Genomic DNA, 15163 nt, shown 5'->3' on the forward strand with positions numbered 1-15163 from the left:
GCCGAGTCCGAGCTAGGACTGTGCCCCGGACACGTTGGCCGGTTCGGCAGGGCCCTCGGGCACCGGGGCCGGAGCATCGGCGGCCCGGCGACGCGGGAGGAAGGAGGCGAGGGAGAACGAGAGGAGGGCCGCCCCGGCGCCGATGGCCATGACCGTCTTGAAGCCGTTCTCGGAGGGCAGGGGAAAGCCGCCGAAGTCCGTGGTCATCTGGGCCAGGATGACGCCCGCGAGGGCGCCGGCGAACGACGTGCCCATGGAGCGCATCAGCGTGTTGAGGCTGTTGGCGGCGGCCGTCTCGGAGGCGGGCACGGCGCTCATGATCAGGGCGGGCATGGCACCGTAGGCGAAGCCGATGCCGCCCCCGATGGCGCAGGCGACCAGCGTGATCTGCCAGGCCTCAGACATCAGCACGATGCTGAGGCTGTAGCCGGCGGCCACGACGAGCGCGCCGGTCATCAAGGTGACCTTGGGACCTTTCGCCTTGGTGATGCGCGCGGACACCGCGGACATCGTCATCATCACCAGGCCTTGCGGGGCCAGGATCAGGCCGACGGCGAGCAGAGACTTGCCCAGGCCGTAGCCGGTCTGCTCCGGCAGCTGGAGGACCTGCGGCAGGACGAGCGACATGGCGAACATCGAGAAGCCGAGCGCGACCGAGGCGAGATTGGTGAACAGCACCTGACGGCGTGCGGTGGTGCGCAGGTCCACCAGCGGCTGGGCGGTGCGCAGTTCGTACCGGCCCCACAGCAGGAAGACCAGGAGGGAGGTGGCGAACAGGGCGAGGGTGATGCCGCTGGTCCACCCCCAGTCGGCGCCCTTGGAGACGGCGAGCAGCAGGGACACCAGCGCAGTGGACAGTCCGAGGGCGCCGAGCAGGTCGAAGCTGCCGCCGGTGCGGACCTTCGACTCGGGCACGATCAACGCGACAAGAGCGAGAGCCACGACCCCGAGGGTGGCGGAGGTCAGGAACAGCACGTGCCAGTCGTAGTGGTCGGCGATGAAGGCCGCCGAGGGGAGCCCGAGAGCGCCGCCGACGCCGAGGGAAGCGCTCATGAGAGCGGTGGAGCCGGCGAGCCGCTCGGCGGGCAGGATGTCGCGCATGATGCTGATGCCCAGCGGGACGACGGCGGCCGCCAGGCCCTGCACCGCACGGCCGATGATCATCGGGAGGAGCGAGTCGCTCAGGGCGCAGATGACCGAGCCCGCCACCAGCAGCACGATGCTGGCCAGCAGCATGCGGCGCTTGCCGAACATGTCACCGAGGCGCCCGACGACCGGGGTGGCAACGGCCGCCGCCAGCAGGGTGGCGGTGACGGCCCAGGCGGTGTTCGACGCCGACGCGTGCAGGTATTTCGGCAGGTCGGGGACGATCGGGATGATCAGGGTCTGCATCAGCGAGACCGTGATCCCCGCGAAGGCCAGCACCGCCACCACGGCGTGGGGCCTCGGCGGGACGGACCCGGCCGCGGCGCGGGGAGCAGGGCTGTCGGACATGGAAGAGGGCCTCCACAGGAGGGGACGGGTTGCTTGACTTACGCAACCATATTCTCGTTGTTTGAGTAAGGCAAGCTGTTGCCTCAGCGGCCCGCGGCTGCCGCTTCCGTGATCCGGGTCACGTCCGGCTTTTGTCCGTCATCCGACCGGTGCAGGTCAGCCTGCCTCGCTTGCATGGCCTCGTCCCGCCCCCGTTCGGGGCTCCCGGAGTGCGAGGAGGAAACGTATGAAGGACCGGGTCGAGGCCGAGGAACTGCTCATCACGTCGGATCTGCAGATCCAGAGCGCGGCGACCGCCTGGAAGCACGTCCATGCCGAGTACGTCGACGTCGTCGACGACATCCTGGCGACACTCGCGCCGAGCGGTCCCTATGCCTCCGTCGTGCCCCAGCTGAAGGAGGGGCGCGAGATCCCGACCCAGCGCATCGTCAGCACCTACGAGGCGATCGAGCACAGCTACCGCAGCATGCACCGGTTCGCCGCCGTGGTGGCGATCCGACCCGTGGCGGAGATCAACACCTCCTGGTACACCTTCGTCAGCGGTATCGGCCGCGGCCGCGAGAAGCAGTCCGGCGCGGAGAGCGAGCGCCCGGTCGTCGTGCTCTTTCCGACCATGGGTTCCGAAGGCATCACCGGCGAGCTGTTCTGGGGCCGCACGCAGCGGGACAGCATGCCGGGGGACCCGGCCAATGGGGCGCTGGCCAGCCGCTTCGCGGTGGCGGGGCTGCATGAGGCGCTGCTCGACGCGTACCGCAAGGGGGACATCGACACGATCGTGGAGAAGAGCCACCCCGAGATCCAGACCGGCGTCCGTGACTATGTGGCGCAGACCGGCACCCTCGTCGAACTGCACACCAAGGACGAGCGAAGGGCCCATCTCCAGGACTTCTACGCCCGCTACGCCGTGCGCGGCATCGAGGTCGTCACCCAGCACTTCGACGACTGGTTCTTCTTTCACGAGCTGCGCTGGACGGTCGAGGCCAAGAAGGGCCCGGACGCCGGGGGAGTCCTCCGGTATCACACCGCCGAGTACGCCGAGGTGTCGGCAGCCGGCCTTGTCGTCGCCCACATCGGCCACGGCACGGATCAACTCAGGATCGGCTGAGGCGGGTTGAGGCCTCCTCCGTTGCTTCCTTCCGGTGGGCGCCCCGCCGCGATGGAGGCGGCGGGGGAGGCCCTTCTCGTCTGGGCGGCGCCCCGCCATGCTCCATTTGCTTAACTTAGGCAAGTAGCTCTACGGTGGTCGAGTGCCGTCCGTGTGGCGGCGATGCCGCCCGCCGCATCCTCCGACCGAAGACCGAGGAGAACCCCCACATGAGCACCGTGCACGGATCGTCCCTCGACATCCCCACCGCGGACGGGATCTGCGACGCCTACCTGGCTCGCCCGGACGACAACGCCCCGCACCCCGGCGTCCTGCTCTACATGGACGCCTTCGGGCTGCGGCCCCATCTGAGGGGGATGGCGGACCGACTGGCCTCGGCCGGCTACACGGTGCTGGTGCCCAACGTCGTGTACCGCGCCGGGCGAGCGCCCGTGGTGGAGCTGCCCGAGTTCATCAACCCGGCAGAGCGCCCCGAGATCATCCAGAGCCTACGTCCGGCCATGCAGTCACTGACCCCTGAGGCCGCCATGCGTGACGCGTCCGCCTACCTCGACTGGCTGGCCGCCACCCCGCTGACGACCGACGGGCCGGTCGGCGTGACCGGATACTGCATGGGCGCCGCACTGGCCCTGCGCACCGTCGGCACCTACCCGGACCGCGTCGCGGCGGCGGCCGGCTTCCACGGCGCGTACCTCGCGACCGACGCCCCGGACAGCCCCCACCTGCTGGCCGACCGCATCACCGCCGAGCTGTACTTCGGCCACGCCGACCAGGACGCGACCAACCCCACCGAGCAGATCGAGCGTCTGGACAAGGCCCTCACCGACGCGGGCGTCCGCCACCGCGCCGACGTCTACGCCGACGCCCACCACGGTTTCACACAGGCCGACACGGCGATGTACGACGCCGAGGCGACGGAGCGCCACTGGACGGCCTTGCTGGACCTGTTCGCCCGCGCCCTGTGAGCGCCTGAACCCTGCTCGTCGACGGCGCGGAAGATCCAGCCCATCTCGGAAGGGGGCAGGCCTTGGTGAATGGCATGGCGACTCCGTCGGTACTTCGTCGCAGCGGCCGTGACGTCCTGATCGTCGCGGGCGACCCGGGGGAGACCGACCTGCTGACCACGGCCCTCCAGCTGGCCGGTTACACCGTCGCGGGGACGGCCGTCACGGGGGTCGAAGGCGTCGCCCGGATCACGCGGCGCCGGTTCGACCTGGTCGTCTGGGACGCCATGCTGCCGGACCTCAGGGACCTGTCCAACGGCCCCCGCGTCGCCTCGGCCGACATACCGCCCCTGCTCTATCTGATCAGCTGCGACTACCTCCACACCCTGCTTCCCAACTTCGGCCGCCGGAAGGAGGATTACGTCACCAAGCCGGTCCGGGCCACCGAGGTGCTCGCCCGGGCCGAGGTCCTGCTCCGCGACGGCCGTACCGGCCCCGTCGCGGTGACATCCGGCTACGCCGAACTGACCCTCGACGACGCCACCTGTCAGGCCCGGCGCGGGTCCCGGGCGCTCGGGCTCACCCCCGCCGAGTACCGACTCCTGCGCTACCTCCTGGCCAACGCGGAGTGCGTGGTGTCCAAGGAACAGATCAGCCAGCACGTGTGGGGTGACTTCCGTGCGAGCGAGGCCATCGACAAGCTCGTCTCCCGGCTGCGGCAGAAGGTCAACCAGGAGGAGCCCGCGCTGATCCACACCAGCAGGGGATTCGGCTACTGGCTCGGCCGCCTGCGCGGCTGAGCGCCGTCGCCCCCTCCCTCAGAGACTCCGGCCGTGACGCCCATCACGTCCGGGAATTGTCCGGAAGCCGTCCGGGACTCGTCCGACCGCCTCGCTTTCCTGTGCCACACGCACTGACCAGCGGTTCCCGGTGGCCCCGCCGTCCGGAGCCCATGAGCGAGGAGACAGCATGGCCGGCATCCTCAGGCCCTCGGACCAGTTCCATGTGGGCATCGTCGCGGAGGACTTCGAGGCGACGAAGGAGCAGCTGTCGAAGCTGTTCGGGTTCGAGTGGTACGACGACATGGGCGGGCCCACCGAGGTCTCCCTGCCCACCGGCGACATCGTCATCGACTTCCGGTGCGCCTACGCCCGTACGTCGGGCACCGCCCCCCGGCTCGAGATCGTCCGAAGCGTCCCGGGAACCCTGTGGGAGCCGCCGCCCGGTTCCGGCATCCACCACTTCGGCTACTGGTCGGACGACGTGGCGGCCGACGCCGCCGAACTCGAACGCCACGGCTACGTGACCGAGGCGACCCGCACGGGACCCGACGGCGGGCTGTTCTTCGCCTACCTGCGCAGTGAGCGGCAGACCGGTTTCCGGGTCGAGCTGGTCAGCAGGGCCGCCCAGCGGTCGCTGGAACAGCTCTGGAACCAGTAGCCCAGTAGCCCATGGCCCCGCCGGGCCACTCCGACCGCACCCCCAAGTACACAGTCTTCACCGAGGAGTTGTTCATGACGACCGTAGGAATAGTCACCGGAGCCGGACGCGGAATGGGAGAGGCGTGCGCGCGGCGGCTCGCCGACATGGTGGACGTACTCCTGCTCGTCGACCGGGACGCGGAGGGCGCGGCGGCCGTCGCCAAGGACCTGGGCGACGCCGGTCACCGGGCCACGGCCGAGCCGTTCGCCCTCGACGTCACCGACCGTGCGGGCCTGGCCCGGCTCGCCGACCGGGTCGCGGAACTCGGCACACTGCGCGCCGTCGCCCACGCGGCCGGTATCTCGCCCAGCATGGCCGACTGGCGCCGCATCTTCGAGGTCGACCTCATCGGTACCGCCCTGCTGGCCGAGACGCTGCGTCCGCTCGCCACCGAGGGCACCGCGCACGTCTACTTCTCCTCCATGTCGCCCCTGATCGCGCGCGTGGAGCCCGATCCGGCCGTCGGCGCGATCCTGGACGATCCGCTGGCGGAGGATTTCCTCGACCGGATCCGCGAGGCCGTCGGCCCGGACATCGAGCAGTCCACGATGGCCTACCCGTGGGCCAAGCACGGCGTGGCCCGCTTCGCGCGCAAGGAAGCGGTACGGCTCGGTCCGGTCGGCGCCCGCGTCTGCTCGCTCGCGCCCGGCATCATCGACACCCCGCAGGGGCGGCAGGAGGCGGCCAAGCAGACGTCGATGCAGCGGCTCGTCGACGCGACGCCGCTGGGCCGCACCGGCCGCCCGGAGGAGGTCGCGGCCGTGGTCGCGTTCATGCTCTCGGACGAGGCGAGTTTCCTGAACGGCATCGACATCCTCGTCGACGGCGGCGTCATCGCCGCGGTCCGCGACAGGTGACGGCACGCCCACACTCCACAGGCGGCGAGCCGTAAGGCCCCTCCTCGCCTGGCCCACCCCGTTCCCGAAGGAGCGAACGATGACAGAGCAGACGGCGGCAGACATCTTCGGCCCCGTGACCGCCCGGCCCCCGCTGGACCCGGAACTCGCGCCGGCCGAGGAAGTCATGCGCGGCTTCCTGCCGGTCCTCTCGGACGAGACGCTCCCGGAAGCCCGGCGGCGGGTGGCCGAGGGAATGGCCGGGCGCGAGCCGGACCTGACGGCGGGCGGCAGAGTGCGGGTGGAGGAACGTCAGGTGCCCGGACCGGACGGCGCGCCGGAGCTCACCGTGCTGATCCTCAGCCCGGTCGAGGACCGGGGCGCCAAGGGCGGCATCCTCCACATCCACGGCGGCGGGATGATCCTCGGGGACCGGCGGACGGGCGTGAGCGCGATGCTGCCGTTCGTCGCCGAGGGCAGTGCGGTCGTGGTGTCGGTCGAGTACCGTCTCGCCCCCGAGCACCCCGACCCCGCTCCGGTCGAGGACTGCTATGCCGGACTGGTGTGGCTGGCGAAGAACGCCGAGGAACTCGGTGTCGACCCCGGACGCCTCCTCGTTGTGGGGACCAGTGCCGGTGGCGGTCTCGCCGCGGGGACCGCGCTGCTCGCCCGGGACCGCGCCTTTCCCCGGCTCAGCCACCAGGTGCTCATCTGCCCCATGCTGGACGACCGCTTCCGGACGCACAGCAGCCGCATGCTGGACGGCGAGGGAACCTGGGACCGCAACAGCAACCTGTACGGCTGGACAGCCCTGTTGGGCGAGCGGCGCGGCGGACCGGACGTGTCGCCGTACGCCGCGCCGGCCCGCGCCGAGGACCTCGGCGGTCTTCCACGGACCTATATCGACACCGGCTCGGTGGAAGTGTTCCGCGACGAGATCCTCACGTACGCCCGCCGTCTGTCCGAGGCCGGCGTGAGCGTCGACCTCCACATGTGGGGCGGCGGCTTTCACGGTTTCGACGGCATCGCGGCCCAGGCAGCGGTGTCGCGGGCATCCGTGGCGACCCGCGAGGAGTTCATCCGGCGCGCCCTCGAGGCGTGAGCGCAGCCTCTGGTCGATCGACATACCGGGCTGGTTCAGACACGTACGGGAACGGGTGCCGCCTTCACCCGGGCGACGGTGACGGCGTACAGGAGCAGGCCCGCGGTGGTGAGAACGAAGCCCGCCCAGACCGTGGACAGGGTCCCCCAGCCGGCGTCGAGAACGACGGCGCCGCCGATCGCGCCGAGGGAGTTGGCGAGATTGAGGGCCGCCAGGTTGAGCGTGCCCATCAGGGTCGGGGCGTCCGGTGCGAAGTCGGTCAGCCGGACCTGGATGGTGGGAATCGCGAACATCATGGTGGCGCCGACGCCGAAGAGGCAGGGCAGCAGCACCACCAGGTTGCTGCCGGCCAAGCCGATCATTACCAGGAGCGCCAGCACACCTCCGTAACCCCAGATCAGACCGCGATTCCGGTACTGGTCGGCGACCCGTCCGCCCAGGTGGTTGCCGACCGCCATGCCGAGGCCGAAGACGGCGAGCGCGGTCGGGATCAGCGAGGCGTCCCGCAGTGCCGCGTCGGTGATGAACGGGCCGATGAACGTGTAGACGGCGAAGATGCTGGAGATGCCGAGCGCCGCGACGGTGACCATGAGCCAGACCTCTCGCCGTCGCAGGGCGCCCAGTTCGCTCGTGACGGAACTGCCGCGCAGGTCGTCGGTGCGCGGCAGCCAGGCGATCAGGGCGGCCGCGGCGAGCAGTCCGACGCCGACCACGGCCCAGTACATGACGCGCCAGCCGGCGTTCTGGCCGATGAAGGTCCCCAGCGGAGACCCGGCGATGGTGGCGACGGTGAGCCCGCCCATCACGGTGGCGAACGCCTTGCCGCCCTTGCCCGGGCCGTACGTGTACGCGGCGACGACGGCCCCGGCGCCGAAGAACGCCCCTTGCACGCTGCCGGTGACGAACCGGAAGGCGACGAGCTGTGCGATGTTCGGTGCCAGGGCGGAGAGGGCGTTGCCGACGAGGAACAGTGCGATCAGGCCGAGCAGCAGAGTGCGCCGGTTGGCCCGGGCGGCGAGCAGGGTGATGGCCGGGGAGCCCAGCATCACCCCGAAGGCGTAGGCGGTGATGGCGTAGGTCGCGACCGGAACGGACACGTCCAGGTCGGATGCGATCAGCTGGATGATGCCGTTGCTGCCGAACTCGCCGGTGCCGATCGCGAAGGTGCCCAGAGCCAGTGCGAACAAGGTGAGCTTCGGATTGCGGATGGGTGTGGTCGCGAGGGTGTGCCGGGTCTCCTCGGCGACGCACTGGCTGTCGTACACATGCTGATGCATCGGCTCGTCCTTTCCAGGGAAATCAGCTGTCAGGCGTGCGGGCCGCCTCCTCGGCCGGATCAGCCCGCGGCGCGTTTGATGAGGGCGACCGTCGCCGCGGGCTTCGCGATCATCGCTACATGCGAGGTGTCAGCCTCGAAGGTGTGTGCGCCGGCCCGGCGCGCCATGAACCGCTGGGCCGCCGGGGGAAGCACCTGGTCGTCGCTGCCCACGAGGTACCAGGACGGAATGGTTTTCCAGGCTGGGGCACCGGACGGTTCCCCGAGAGTGCGCACGTCCGCGGGCCGCTGGCCGGCCCACATCAGGTCGGTGGTGGCCTTCGGCAGGTCACCGGCGAAGACGTCGTGGAAGAGCTCCTTCTTGATGTAGCCGTCGACGAGGCCCTCGCCATAGGGGCGGAAGTCCAGCGCCGCCTCGCTGAGCCTGCTTCCCGGGTACTTCGTCTGCAGGCCCAGCAGCGTCTCGCCCTGGTCGGGTACGAACGCGGCCACGTAGACCAGTGCCTTCACGTTCGGGTTGCCGGTCGCGGCGTTGGTGACGACGATCCCGCCGTAGGAGTGCGCGACGAGGACGAGTGGGCCGCTGAGCGTGGCGAGGATGCCGGCGAGGTAGGCGGAGTCGGAGGCCACGCTGCGCAGTGGGTTGGGCGGTGCGATGACCGGATAGCCGTCGCAGATGAGCCGAGAGGCGACCCCGTTCCAGCCGGAGGCGTCGGCGAACGCGCCGTGCACGAGTACCACGGTGGGCTTCTTGCCGCTGCTGTTTCTGGTCTGGGCCTGCGCGGCGGGCGCGTTGAGTGCGGCGCCCACTGCGACCGCGGCGGATCCGGCCAGTAGTCCCCGGCGAGTTGTCGTCATCGCTGTATCCCCTTCGATGTCCGCTGTTCTCAGTGGCGATCGCGGGTCAGCGTAAAACTGGCTACTTGACGAATACTGAACAGAAATCCGGGAGCCAATTCCGTCGTTGTCAAGAGCGCCTTCGCGTAAAACCATGAATACGTGGCGGTGAAATAACCGTCGGGGAAAGCGAGTTGCCCTGTAGGCCCGTCAGCCCGCTGTTTTTTCCTCGGCTACGGCACTCGGCGGCATGGTGTGGGCGCCCTTGTCCAGGGCGTACCGGCGTTGCAGCACGATGGCGATCGTCATGAGCGTGGCCGGCACCAAGGTGAAGCCGTAGCGCACGGCTGCCAGCGCACCGGAGGATTGCGTGGCATGCTCGCCCGCCGTACTGGCCACGAATCCGCCCAGGGCCAGGCAGGCCGAGTACACGTACGGCCCCAGCGCCCCGCCGGTCGCCTCGGCCGCGGTCCACACTCCGGTGTAACTGCCCGCACTGGCGGCCCCGGCCGGCCCGGCTTCGGCGATGACGTCGGGCACCATCGACAGTGGCATCAGCTGCATCGCGGCGAACGCGACGCCGAGCACGGCGACGGCGGCGATCACCAGGGGCAGGCCGGCCGCGGCGCCCAGGGCCAGCACCAGCGAACCGGCCATGAACGCGGCCTGGGCCACGAGCAGGCTGCGTTGTTTGCCGAGACGCCGGGCCACCAGGACCCACAGCGGGGTGGTCAGGACCGCCGGCGCCATGAACGCCGCGATGAGCACGGTCGTGAGCGAGGAGCGGCCCAACTCGTACTCGGCGAAGTACGGCATGCCGGCCAGTACCAGGTTCATCGTGATCGCGACGGTCAGATAGGACGCGGTCAGCGCACGGAAGTGCCGGTCGCGCAGTGCCACCAGCAGCCCGCCCCGGTGCCCCGGGTCGGCCGAGGTGCCCGGTGCCGTCCGGTTGAGGCGGGCGACGCCGGTGATGCCGACCAGCATCGCCGCGAGCATGACGGCGCCGAGCAGCATGGCCATTCTCGTGTAGTCGCCGACGCCCGGGTCGTCACCGGCGACGACCGGCGCGGCTACGCCGGCGAGCAGGACGCTCACGGTGATCACGACATTGCGGTAGCCCATGAGGCGGGTCCGCTCGTGGTAGCCGATGGCGAGGTCGGCCGGTGTGGCGAGGTAGGAGACCTGGTAGAGCGAGTAGAGCAGGTTACCGGCGACCAGTGCCACCGCGATCCAGATCGCGGCCGTCGTCCCGTGCAGGTCGGGCGGCACGGCGAACACGGCCACGAAGGCGAGCACCACCACGCAGCCGGCCAGCATCAGTCGACGGCGGTGGCCGGTGCCCGCCAGTCCGGCATCGGAGATCCGGCCCACCCACGGGTGCGTCACGATGTCGGCGACGTTCGGCAGCAGCAGCGCGAGACCGGCCGTGGACGGCGGCACGGCCAGGACGTCGGTGAGGAAGTACAGCAGGAAGATGCCCGGCACGGTGACCCAGATCCCCATGCCGACCGAACCGGCGGCGAACGGCAGGAGTGCGCGCAGGGGAAGCCGAACGTCGGTCATGAGCTGCCTCCAGGGAGTTCACCACAGGTCGTTGCTCGCGTGCGTCCTCAGAAGGCCATTGCCAACCGGCGTACGGCCTCGCGCAGTTCCTCCGGAGGGCGGTCGCTGTACGACAACCGCAGGTGCCGGGCCGAGGATCGCTCCCCTGGGTCCGCCATGAAGAACTCGCCCTGCTGGTAGAGCACGCCGCGGGCGGCCGCCCGCCGGAACAGCGCTGCGGGGTCCACGGCGTCGTCGGTGAGCCGCGGCCAGAGGAACAGCCCGCCTTCGGGGGGTACGACGTCGAGGGCGTCCGGGAGTTGTTCCCGCAGGGCGTCGATCAGCACGCCGGAGCGTTCCCGGTACAGCGCGGTGGCGCCGCGCACGATCGCGTCGAACCATTCGCTGTCGTCGGTGAGCAGCCGTTCGATGATCGCCTGCGTCACCGAGGAGGTGTGGACGTCGAGGCGGTTGCGCAGTCGGATCACCGGGTCCACGAGATGGTCCGGCAGTACCAGCCAGCCCACCCGCCAGCCGGGCCCGAGGGTCTTGGTGAAGGTGTTGACGTGGATCGCCCGGTCCGACTCGTTGAAGGCCGCGACACCCTGGTCGCGGCCGTGGAAGCGCAGTTCGCGGTACGGGTTGTCGACGATCACGTAGAAGCCGTACCGCTCGGCGAGCTCGATCAGTGCTTGGCGCTTCGGCGCCGAGAGGCTGACCTGGGCGGGGTTGTGGAAGTCGGGCACGGTGTAGGCGGCGGCGATCCGGGCGCCGGTGGCGAGCTGCCGGGCGAGGTGTTCGACGTCGAAGCCGTCGGCCAGTACCGGTACGGGCAGGATCCGGGTCGTCGACACCTCCAGGGCCCACAGGAAACCCGGGAACACCGGATCGTCCACCGCGACAGTGGCATCGCGCTCGACCACGGTCAGCACCGCCAGGGCGAGGCCGTGCATGCCACCGTTCGTCACCACGATCCGGCTGGGGTCGACGCCCTCCCGTCTCGCGATCCAGTCGCACAGCGCGTCGGATCCGCGCGCGGGGGAGTACTGCAGGCTCGCGACGGCGGCGTCCGGGTCCTGCCACAGCTGCGCCGATGCCTGGCTGGTCGCCTCGACCGGCAGAGCGGCGGGCGCGGGGATGCCGCCCAGCAGGCGAATCGTGCCGGAGGCGGGGGCGGCCATGCTGGCGTCGACGAAGCCTTTCGGCGCGGAGAGCCCACGGGCCAGGGCGGTCAGCCCGTTCCGTTCCTCAGGGCCTGCGGTCATGTCGTGCCTCCGGGTCCTGAGAGCAATCGTTCGGCTCGACGGGCGAACAGGTGCGCCTCGCATGCGGTGGCTTGCGTGTAGGCGTGTTCGGCGGCGGCCCGGACAGTGGTGAGCGGTGCGCCGCGGGCCTCCAGCAGATGCGCCTTGAGTAGCAGGAGCAGTCCCTCGGCATAGCGCTGGCCGTAGTCCCACATGGCCTGGTCGGCCCGGTCGAGAGCGGTTTCGGCCCGGTCGGGCGATCCCGCTGCCAGCCACATCTCGGCGATCAGCCCGTAGTGGTAGGCGATGCCCCATTGCGGCGGGTCGAGCAGGTGGGCGGCCAGGAGTTCCTCGGCCTCGGCCGCGGCGCCGGCCGGGTCCTCGCCGGTGAGGGCGCGAGCCCAGCACCAGCTCTGCCGGATGTAGTGGTCGATCTGGGCGCCGAGGCGGGCCAGGCCCGCGGCGACCCACCGCTCGCCCGCTCGCCGTGCCGTTTCGGCGTCGCCGGCCATGGAAGCGATCATGGTCGTGTAGTAGACCCAGACCGAGGCCGCGTACGGGTCACCCGGGGTGTCCCAGGTGTCGACGAAGGCCAGCGCCGTGTCGACATCACCGTGCAGCGCGGTCATGACCGCACGCCAGCCGGGTCCTTCCCCGGGAATGCTGCCGTCCCGCCGCAGCGGCGTCTCTTCGTCCGGAGCGAGGGTGCCGTGGGCAGGCGCGACATCCTCCTTGCTGAAGGCCCGGTACGCCTCACCGATGTTGCCGATGTCCCACTGATGCAGGCCCCAGGCCTGCCGGCCGTAGCGTCGCACTGCGGTAGCGGAGGACGCCTGACCGAGTTCGTGCATGCGGCGCGCCAGCTGCCCGCGGCCCTTCTCGATGGAGGTGTAGGCGCCCATCAGACGGATGAAGAGGAAGTCGGCGGCCTCCGCCTCCCGGCCGAGAGTGCGGGCCAGGTATTCGGCCCGCTCCAGCAGATCGAAGGTCGAGGCGTCGTACCCCGACTGTCGTCTGACGACGATGGCGAGCAGGGTGAGGGCGGAGAACTCCAGCTCCATCAGTCCGGATGCCCGGGTGACCTGTACGGCGGAGCGCAGCTGTCGGTTGGCGGACTCGAAGGCGAGTTTCGCTGCCGCGCGGCGTCCGGCGCGGATCAGTGCCTCTGCGGTGCGGGCGGGTTCGGCGAGAGGGCCGGCGGCCCACAGGTGGTAGGCGAGGCGCTCGGCGACGTCCTCGTCGTCGGCATGGATCTGTTCGAGCGCGTCCGCGACGCGCAGATGCAGCTGGATGACCTGCTGTTTCGACGCGGTCTCCGAGACCGCTTCGCGCACCAGGTCGTGCGCGAAGCGGAGCGAGGACGGATCCTGCGGTCCGGGTTCGAGCAGCCCGAGCGTGTGCAGCGGTTCCAGGCGTTGGAGACAGTCCGCGACGCCCACACCCGTGGCGCGGGACAGCAGCCTGAGGTCGACTTCGCGGCCGATGAGCGCGGCCACCCGCAGCAGGTCGTGGGCGCGGTCGTCGAGCCCGGCCATCCGGTCGCGGACGACGTCGTGGACGGTGGAGGGCACCCCGGCCGCCGCGGCCGCGTCGTCGTGGCCGTCGGCGTCGCGGATCGAGCCGACCCCGCTGAGGAGTCGGGACAGCTCGCGAACGAAGAACGGGTTGCCCGAGGTCCGGGCGTGGATGGCGTGCGCGACGGCATCGCCGGGCTCCTGGCCGACCTCGTTGCGGATGAGTTCGGCCACGTCGGCCGGACCGAGCGGGCCGAGCCGGAACCTGCGGTGACCGGTCCGCCGGCTGGCAGCAGCCAGTACCCGCGAGAGGTCCGGGCTGAGTGCGGGCGCGCGATCTCGCAGCGCGCCGATGAGCGCGGTGCCCTGGGGCAGCCGTCCCGCCAGGTGCTGCAACAACTGCAGGGAGGTGGCGTCGGCCCATTGGAGGTCGTCGAGGATCAGGAGGGTCGGCCGTCGCGCCGATGCCTGTCGGACGAGGGCGACGACCTGTTCGAACAGCCGGAACTGGGCATTGCCGTCGGGGAGTTCCCGGGGCGCGTCGTCCCGCGCCGCGAGGAGACTGCCCAGCCCGCCGGTGAGCCACCGTTCGCTCGCCGGCGCGGGCAGACTGTCCACGAGCTGACCGAGTGCCTGCTCCCAGGGCCACATCGCCGGTGTTCCGTCGCCCTCCAGGCAGGAGCCCCAGACGGAGAACGCACCCAGTCGCCCCGCCTCGGCGGCGGCCTCCTCCAGCAGTCGGGTCTTGCCCGCGCCCGGTTCGCCCTCGACCAAGCCGATCGCGGTGTCCCCGGCGAGCGCGCGCTCCACCATGCGCCGCAGTGTGGCGAGTTCTTCGGTCCGGCCGATCAAGGTGGCCGCCGTGGTCGGCGCGATCTCCCGCTGCGTCGCCTGCACGAGCGGCGCCGCCGCAGGCTGCGTGAGAATCCGGTGCTGCGCGTCCACCAGCGCCGGGCCCGGGTCGATACCCAGTTCCTCGGCGAGCCGGTCGCGGGCCTGCCGAAACACCGACAGTGCCTCGGCTTGGCGGCCTGCCGCGCCGAGAACGCCGACGAGGGCGGCCAGTACGGGCTCGTTGAACGGCGCCATCGATGCGGCCAGTTGGAGAGCCGCCAGTACCCGCTCGGGTCGGCCCGTCGACACGGCCAGTTCCGCCGCCGCGGTGCACACGTCGTAGAACTCGTTGTCGAGTGCGGCGAAGACCGTCGTGGCGAGTGTCCCGTCGGCGATGCCGTCGCCCGCCGAGCCGCGCCAGAGCCCGAGCGCTCCGACGTAGTGTTCCAGGGCTCTCTCGTGATCCTGCTGATCCAGCGCGGCCCTGGCGGCATCGACCAGTTCACGGAAGGCGACAAGATCCAGCGTGGTGGACGGGGCGACGAAGAGATAGGAATTGCCGCGACGGTGGAGGAACGACCCGGCTTCACGGACGGGCAGCAGGGGTTCAAGCAGTCGTCGCAACGCGCCGACGTACTTCTGGAGAATGTTCACCGCCGACGCCGGGACGTCCTCGGCCCAGATCAGGTCGACCAACTCGCTCGTACTGATCGGGCGGCCCACTCGGGCGAGCAGGATCGCGAGCAGATACGACTGCTGCCGAGGGCCGGGGTCCAGTTCGACGCCGTCTCGCCAGATCCGCATCGGACCGAGAACCTGCAGACGCAGAGACGCGTCGGAGGGAGTCATTCCTGTTCCATTCCCAGTCCTGGTCGGCCTTCGCCGCCAACGGCTCTCCATGGTGACTCAAGTCCCGTGACAGGGAAAGCGATTACCCTCAATTGCTGACA

At 70.4% G+C, this 15163-nt stretch carries 12 protein-coding genes; 6 read left to right on the top strand and 6 right to left on the bottom strand.

Annotated elements, in window-relative coordinates; all coding sequences use genetic code 11:
* Positions 1-12: 12 nt before the first annotated feature.
* The gene (locus IQ210_RS14770) at positions 13-1494 is read right to left on the bottom strand and encodes an MFS transporter (RefSeq protein WP_194079439.1); all 1482 of its coding nucleotides are present in this window, start codon (positions 1492-1494) and stop codon (positions 13-15) included.
* Between the two features lie 226 nt (positions 1495-1720).
* Between IQ210_RS14770 and IQ210_RS14775 the strand changes: the two genes are divergently transcribed.
* The 6 genes from IQ210_RS14775 to IQ210_RS14800 all read left to right on the top strand — a co-directional run bounded on the left by IQ210_RS14775 (position 1721) and on the right by IQ210_RS14800 (position 6963).
* Positions 1721-2599, top strand: a complete 879-nt coding sequence (locus tag IQ210_RS14775; RefSeq protein WP_194079440.1) for a hypothetical protein — start codon at positions 1721-1723, stop codon at positions 2597-2599.
* A gap of 209 nt (positions 2600-2808) precedes the next feature.
* Positions 2809-3564: a dienelactone hydrolase family protein gene (locus IQ210_RS14780; protein WP_194079441.1), complete on the top strand. Its 756-nt coding sequence runs from the start codon at positions 2809-2811 to the stop codon at positions 3562-3564.
* Positions 3565-3638: 74 nt separating this feature from the next.
* Entirely contained in the window at positions 3639-4343 is a 705-nt protein-coding gene (locus IQ210_RS14785) for a response regulator transcription factor (protein WP_194079442.1), read from the top strand.
* A gap of 169 nt (positions 4344-4512) precedes the next feature.
* Complete coding sequence (locus IQ210_RS14790; protein ID WP_194079443.1) at positions 4513-4983, top strand: VOC family protein; 471 nt, start codon at positions 4513-4515, stop codon at positions 4981-4983.
* Between the two features lie 74 nt (positions 4984-5057).
* Positions 5058-5882 (top strand): SDR family oxidoreductase, encoded by an 825-nt coding sequence (locus tag IQ210_RS14795; RefSeq protein ID WP_194079444.1) that lies wholly within the window; start codon positions 5058-5060, stop codon positions 5880-5882.
* A 79-nt stretch (positions 5883-5961) separates the two neighbouring features.
* Entirely contained in the window at positions 5962-6963 is a 1002-nt protein-coding gene (locus IQ210_RS14800) for an alpha/beta hydrolase fold domain-containing protein (RefSeq protein ID WP_194079445.1), read from the top strand.
* 35 nt (positions 6964-6998) lie between these two features.
* Here IQ210_RS14800 and IQ210_RS14805 read toward each other — a convergent pair whose 3' ends face one another.
* The 5 genes from IQ210_RS14805 to IQ210_RS14825 form a co-directional block, all read right to left on the bottom strand.
* Complete coding sequence (locus IQ210_RS14805) at positions 6999-8240, bottom strand: MFS transporter (protein ID WP_194079446.1); 1242 nt, start codon at positions 8238-8240, stop codon at positions 6999-7001.
* Positions 8241-8299: 59 nt separating this feature from the next.
* Positions 8300-9097 (bottom strand): alpha/beta fold hydrolase, encoded by a 798-nt coding sequence (locus tag IQ210_RS14810; protein WP_194079447.1) that lies wholly within the window; start codon positions 9095-9097, stop codon positions 8300-8302.
* A gap of 189 nt (positions 9098-9286) precedes the next feature.
* A complete protein-coding gene (locus IQ210_RS14815; RefSeq protein WP_194079448.1) occupies positions 9287-10642 on the bottom strand; it encodes an MFS transporter in 1356 nt (451 codons plus the stop codon).
* 47 nt (positions 10643-10689) lie between these two features.
* Positions 10690-11886: an aminotransferase-like domain-containing protein gene (locus IQ210_RS14820; RefSeq protein WP_194079449.1), complete on the bottom strand. Its 1197-nt coding sequence runs from the start codon at positions 11884-11886 to the stop codon at positions 10690-10692.
* A complete protein-coding gene (locus IQ210_RS14825; protein ID WP_228047735.1) occupies positions 11883-15017 on the bottom strand; it encodes an ATP-binding protein in 3135 nt (1044 codons plus the stop codon). Before IQ210_RS14825 ends, IQ210_RS14820 begins: the two co-directional genes overlap by 4 nt.
* Positions 15018-15163 lie beyond the last annotated feature (146 nt).

Source organism: Streptomyces justiciae, from assembly GCF_015163075.1.
Lineage (GTDB): Bacteria > Actinomycetota > Actinomycetes > Streptomycetales > Streptomycetaceae > Streptomyces > Streptomyces justiciae.

What these genes read in the sequence shown, in the direction of transcription:
- IQ210_RS14770 (WP_194079439.1), bottom strand. Translation starts at nt 1,494, where the DNA reads ATGTCCGACAGCCCTGCTCCCCGCGCCGCGGCCGGGTCCGTCCCGCCG.
- IQ210_RS14775 (WP_194079440.1), top strand. Translation starts at nt 1,721, where the DNA reads ATGAAGGACCGGGTCGAGGCCGAGGAACTGCTCATCACGTCGGATCTG.
- IQ210_RS14780 (WP_194079441.1), top strand. Translation starts at nt 2,809, where the DNA reads ATGAGCACCGTGCACGGATCGTCCCTCGACATCCCCACCGCGGACGGG.
- IQ210_RS14785 (WP_194079442.1), top strand. Translation starts at nt 3,639, where the DNA reads ATGGCGACTCCGTCGGTACTTCGTCGCAGCGGCCGTGACGTCCTGATC.
- IQ210_RS14790 (WP_194079443.1), top strand. Translation starts at nt 4,513, where the DNA reads ATGGCCGGCATCCTCAGGCCCTCGGACCAGTTCCATGTGGGCATCGTC.
- IQ210_RS14795 (WP_194079444.1), top strand. Translation starts at nt 5,058, where the DNA reads ATGACGACCGTAGGAATAGTCACCGGAGCCGGACGCGGAATGGGAGAG.
- IQ210_RS14800 (WP_194079445.1), top strand. Translation starts at nt 5,962, where the DNA reads ATGACAGAGCAGACGGCGGCAGACATCTTCGGCCCCGTGACCGCCCGG.
- IQ210_RS14805 (WP_194079446.1), bottom strand. Translation starts at nt 8,240, where the DNA reads ATGCATCAGCATGTGTACGACAGCCAGTGCGTCGCCGAGGAGACCCGG.
- IQ210_RS14810 (WP_194079447.1), bottom strand. Translation starts at nt 9,097, where the DNA reads ATGACGACAACTCGCCGGGGACTACTGGCCGGATCCGCCGCGGTCGCA.
- IQ210_RS14815 (WP_194079448.1), bottom strand. Translation starts at nt 10,642, where the DNA reads ATGACCGACGTTCGGCTTCCCCTGCGCGCACTCCTGCCGTTCGCCGCC.
- IQ210_RS14820 (WP_194079449.1), bottom strand. Translation starts at nt 11,886, where the DNA reads ATGACCGCAGGCCCTGAGGAACGGAACGGGCTGACCGCCCTGGCCCGT.
- IQ210_RS14825 (WP_228047735.1), bottom strand. Translation starts at nt 15,017, where the DNA reads ATGCGGATCTGGCGAGACGGCGTCGAACTGGACCCCGGCCCTCGGCAG.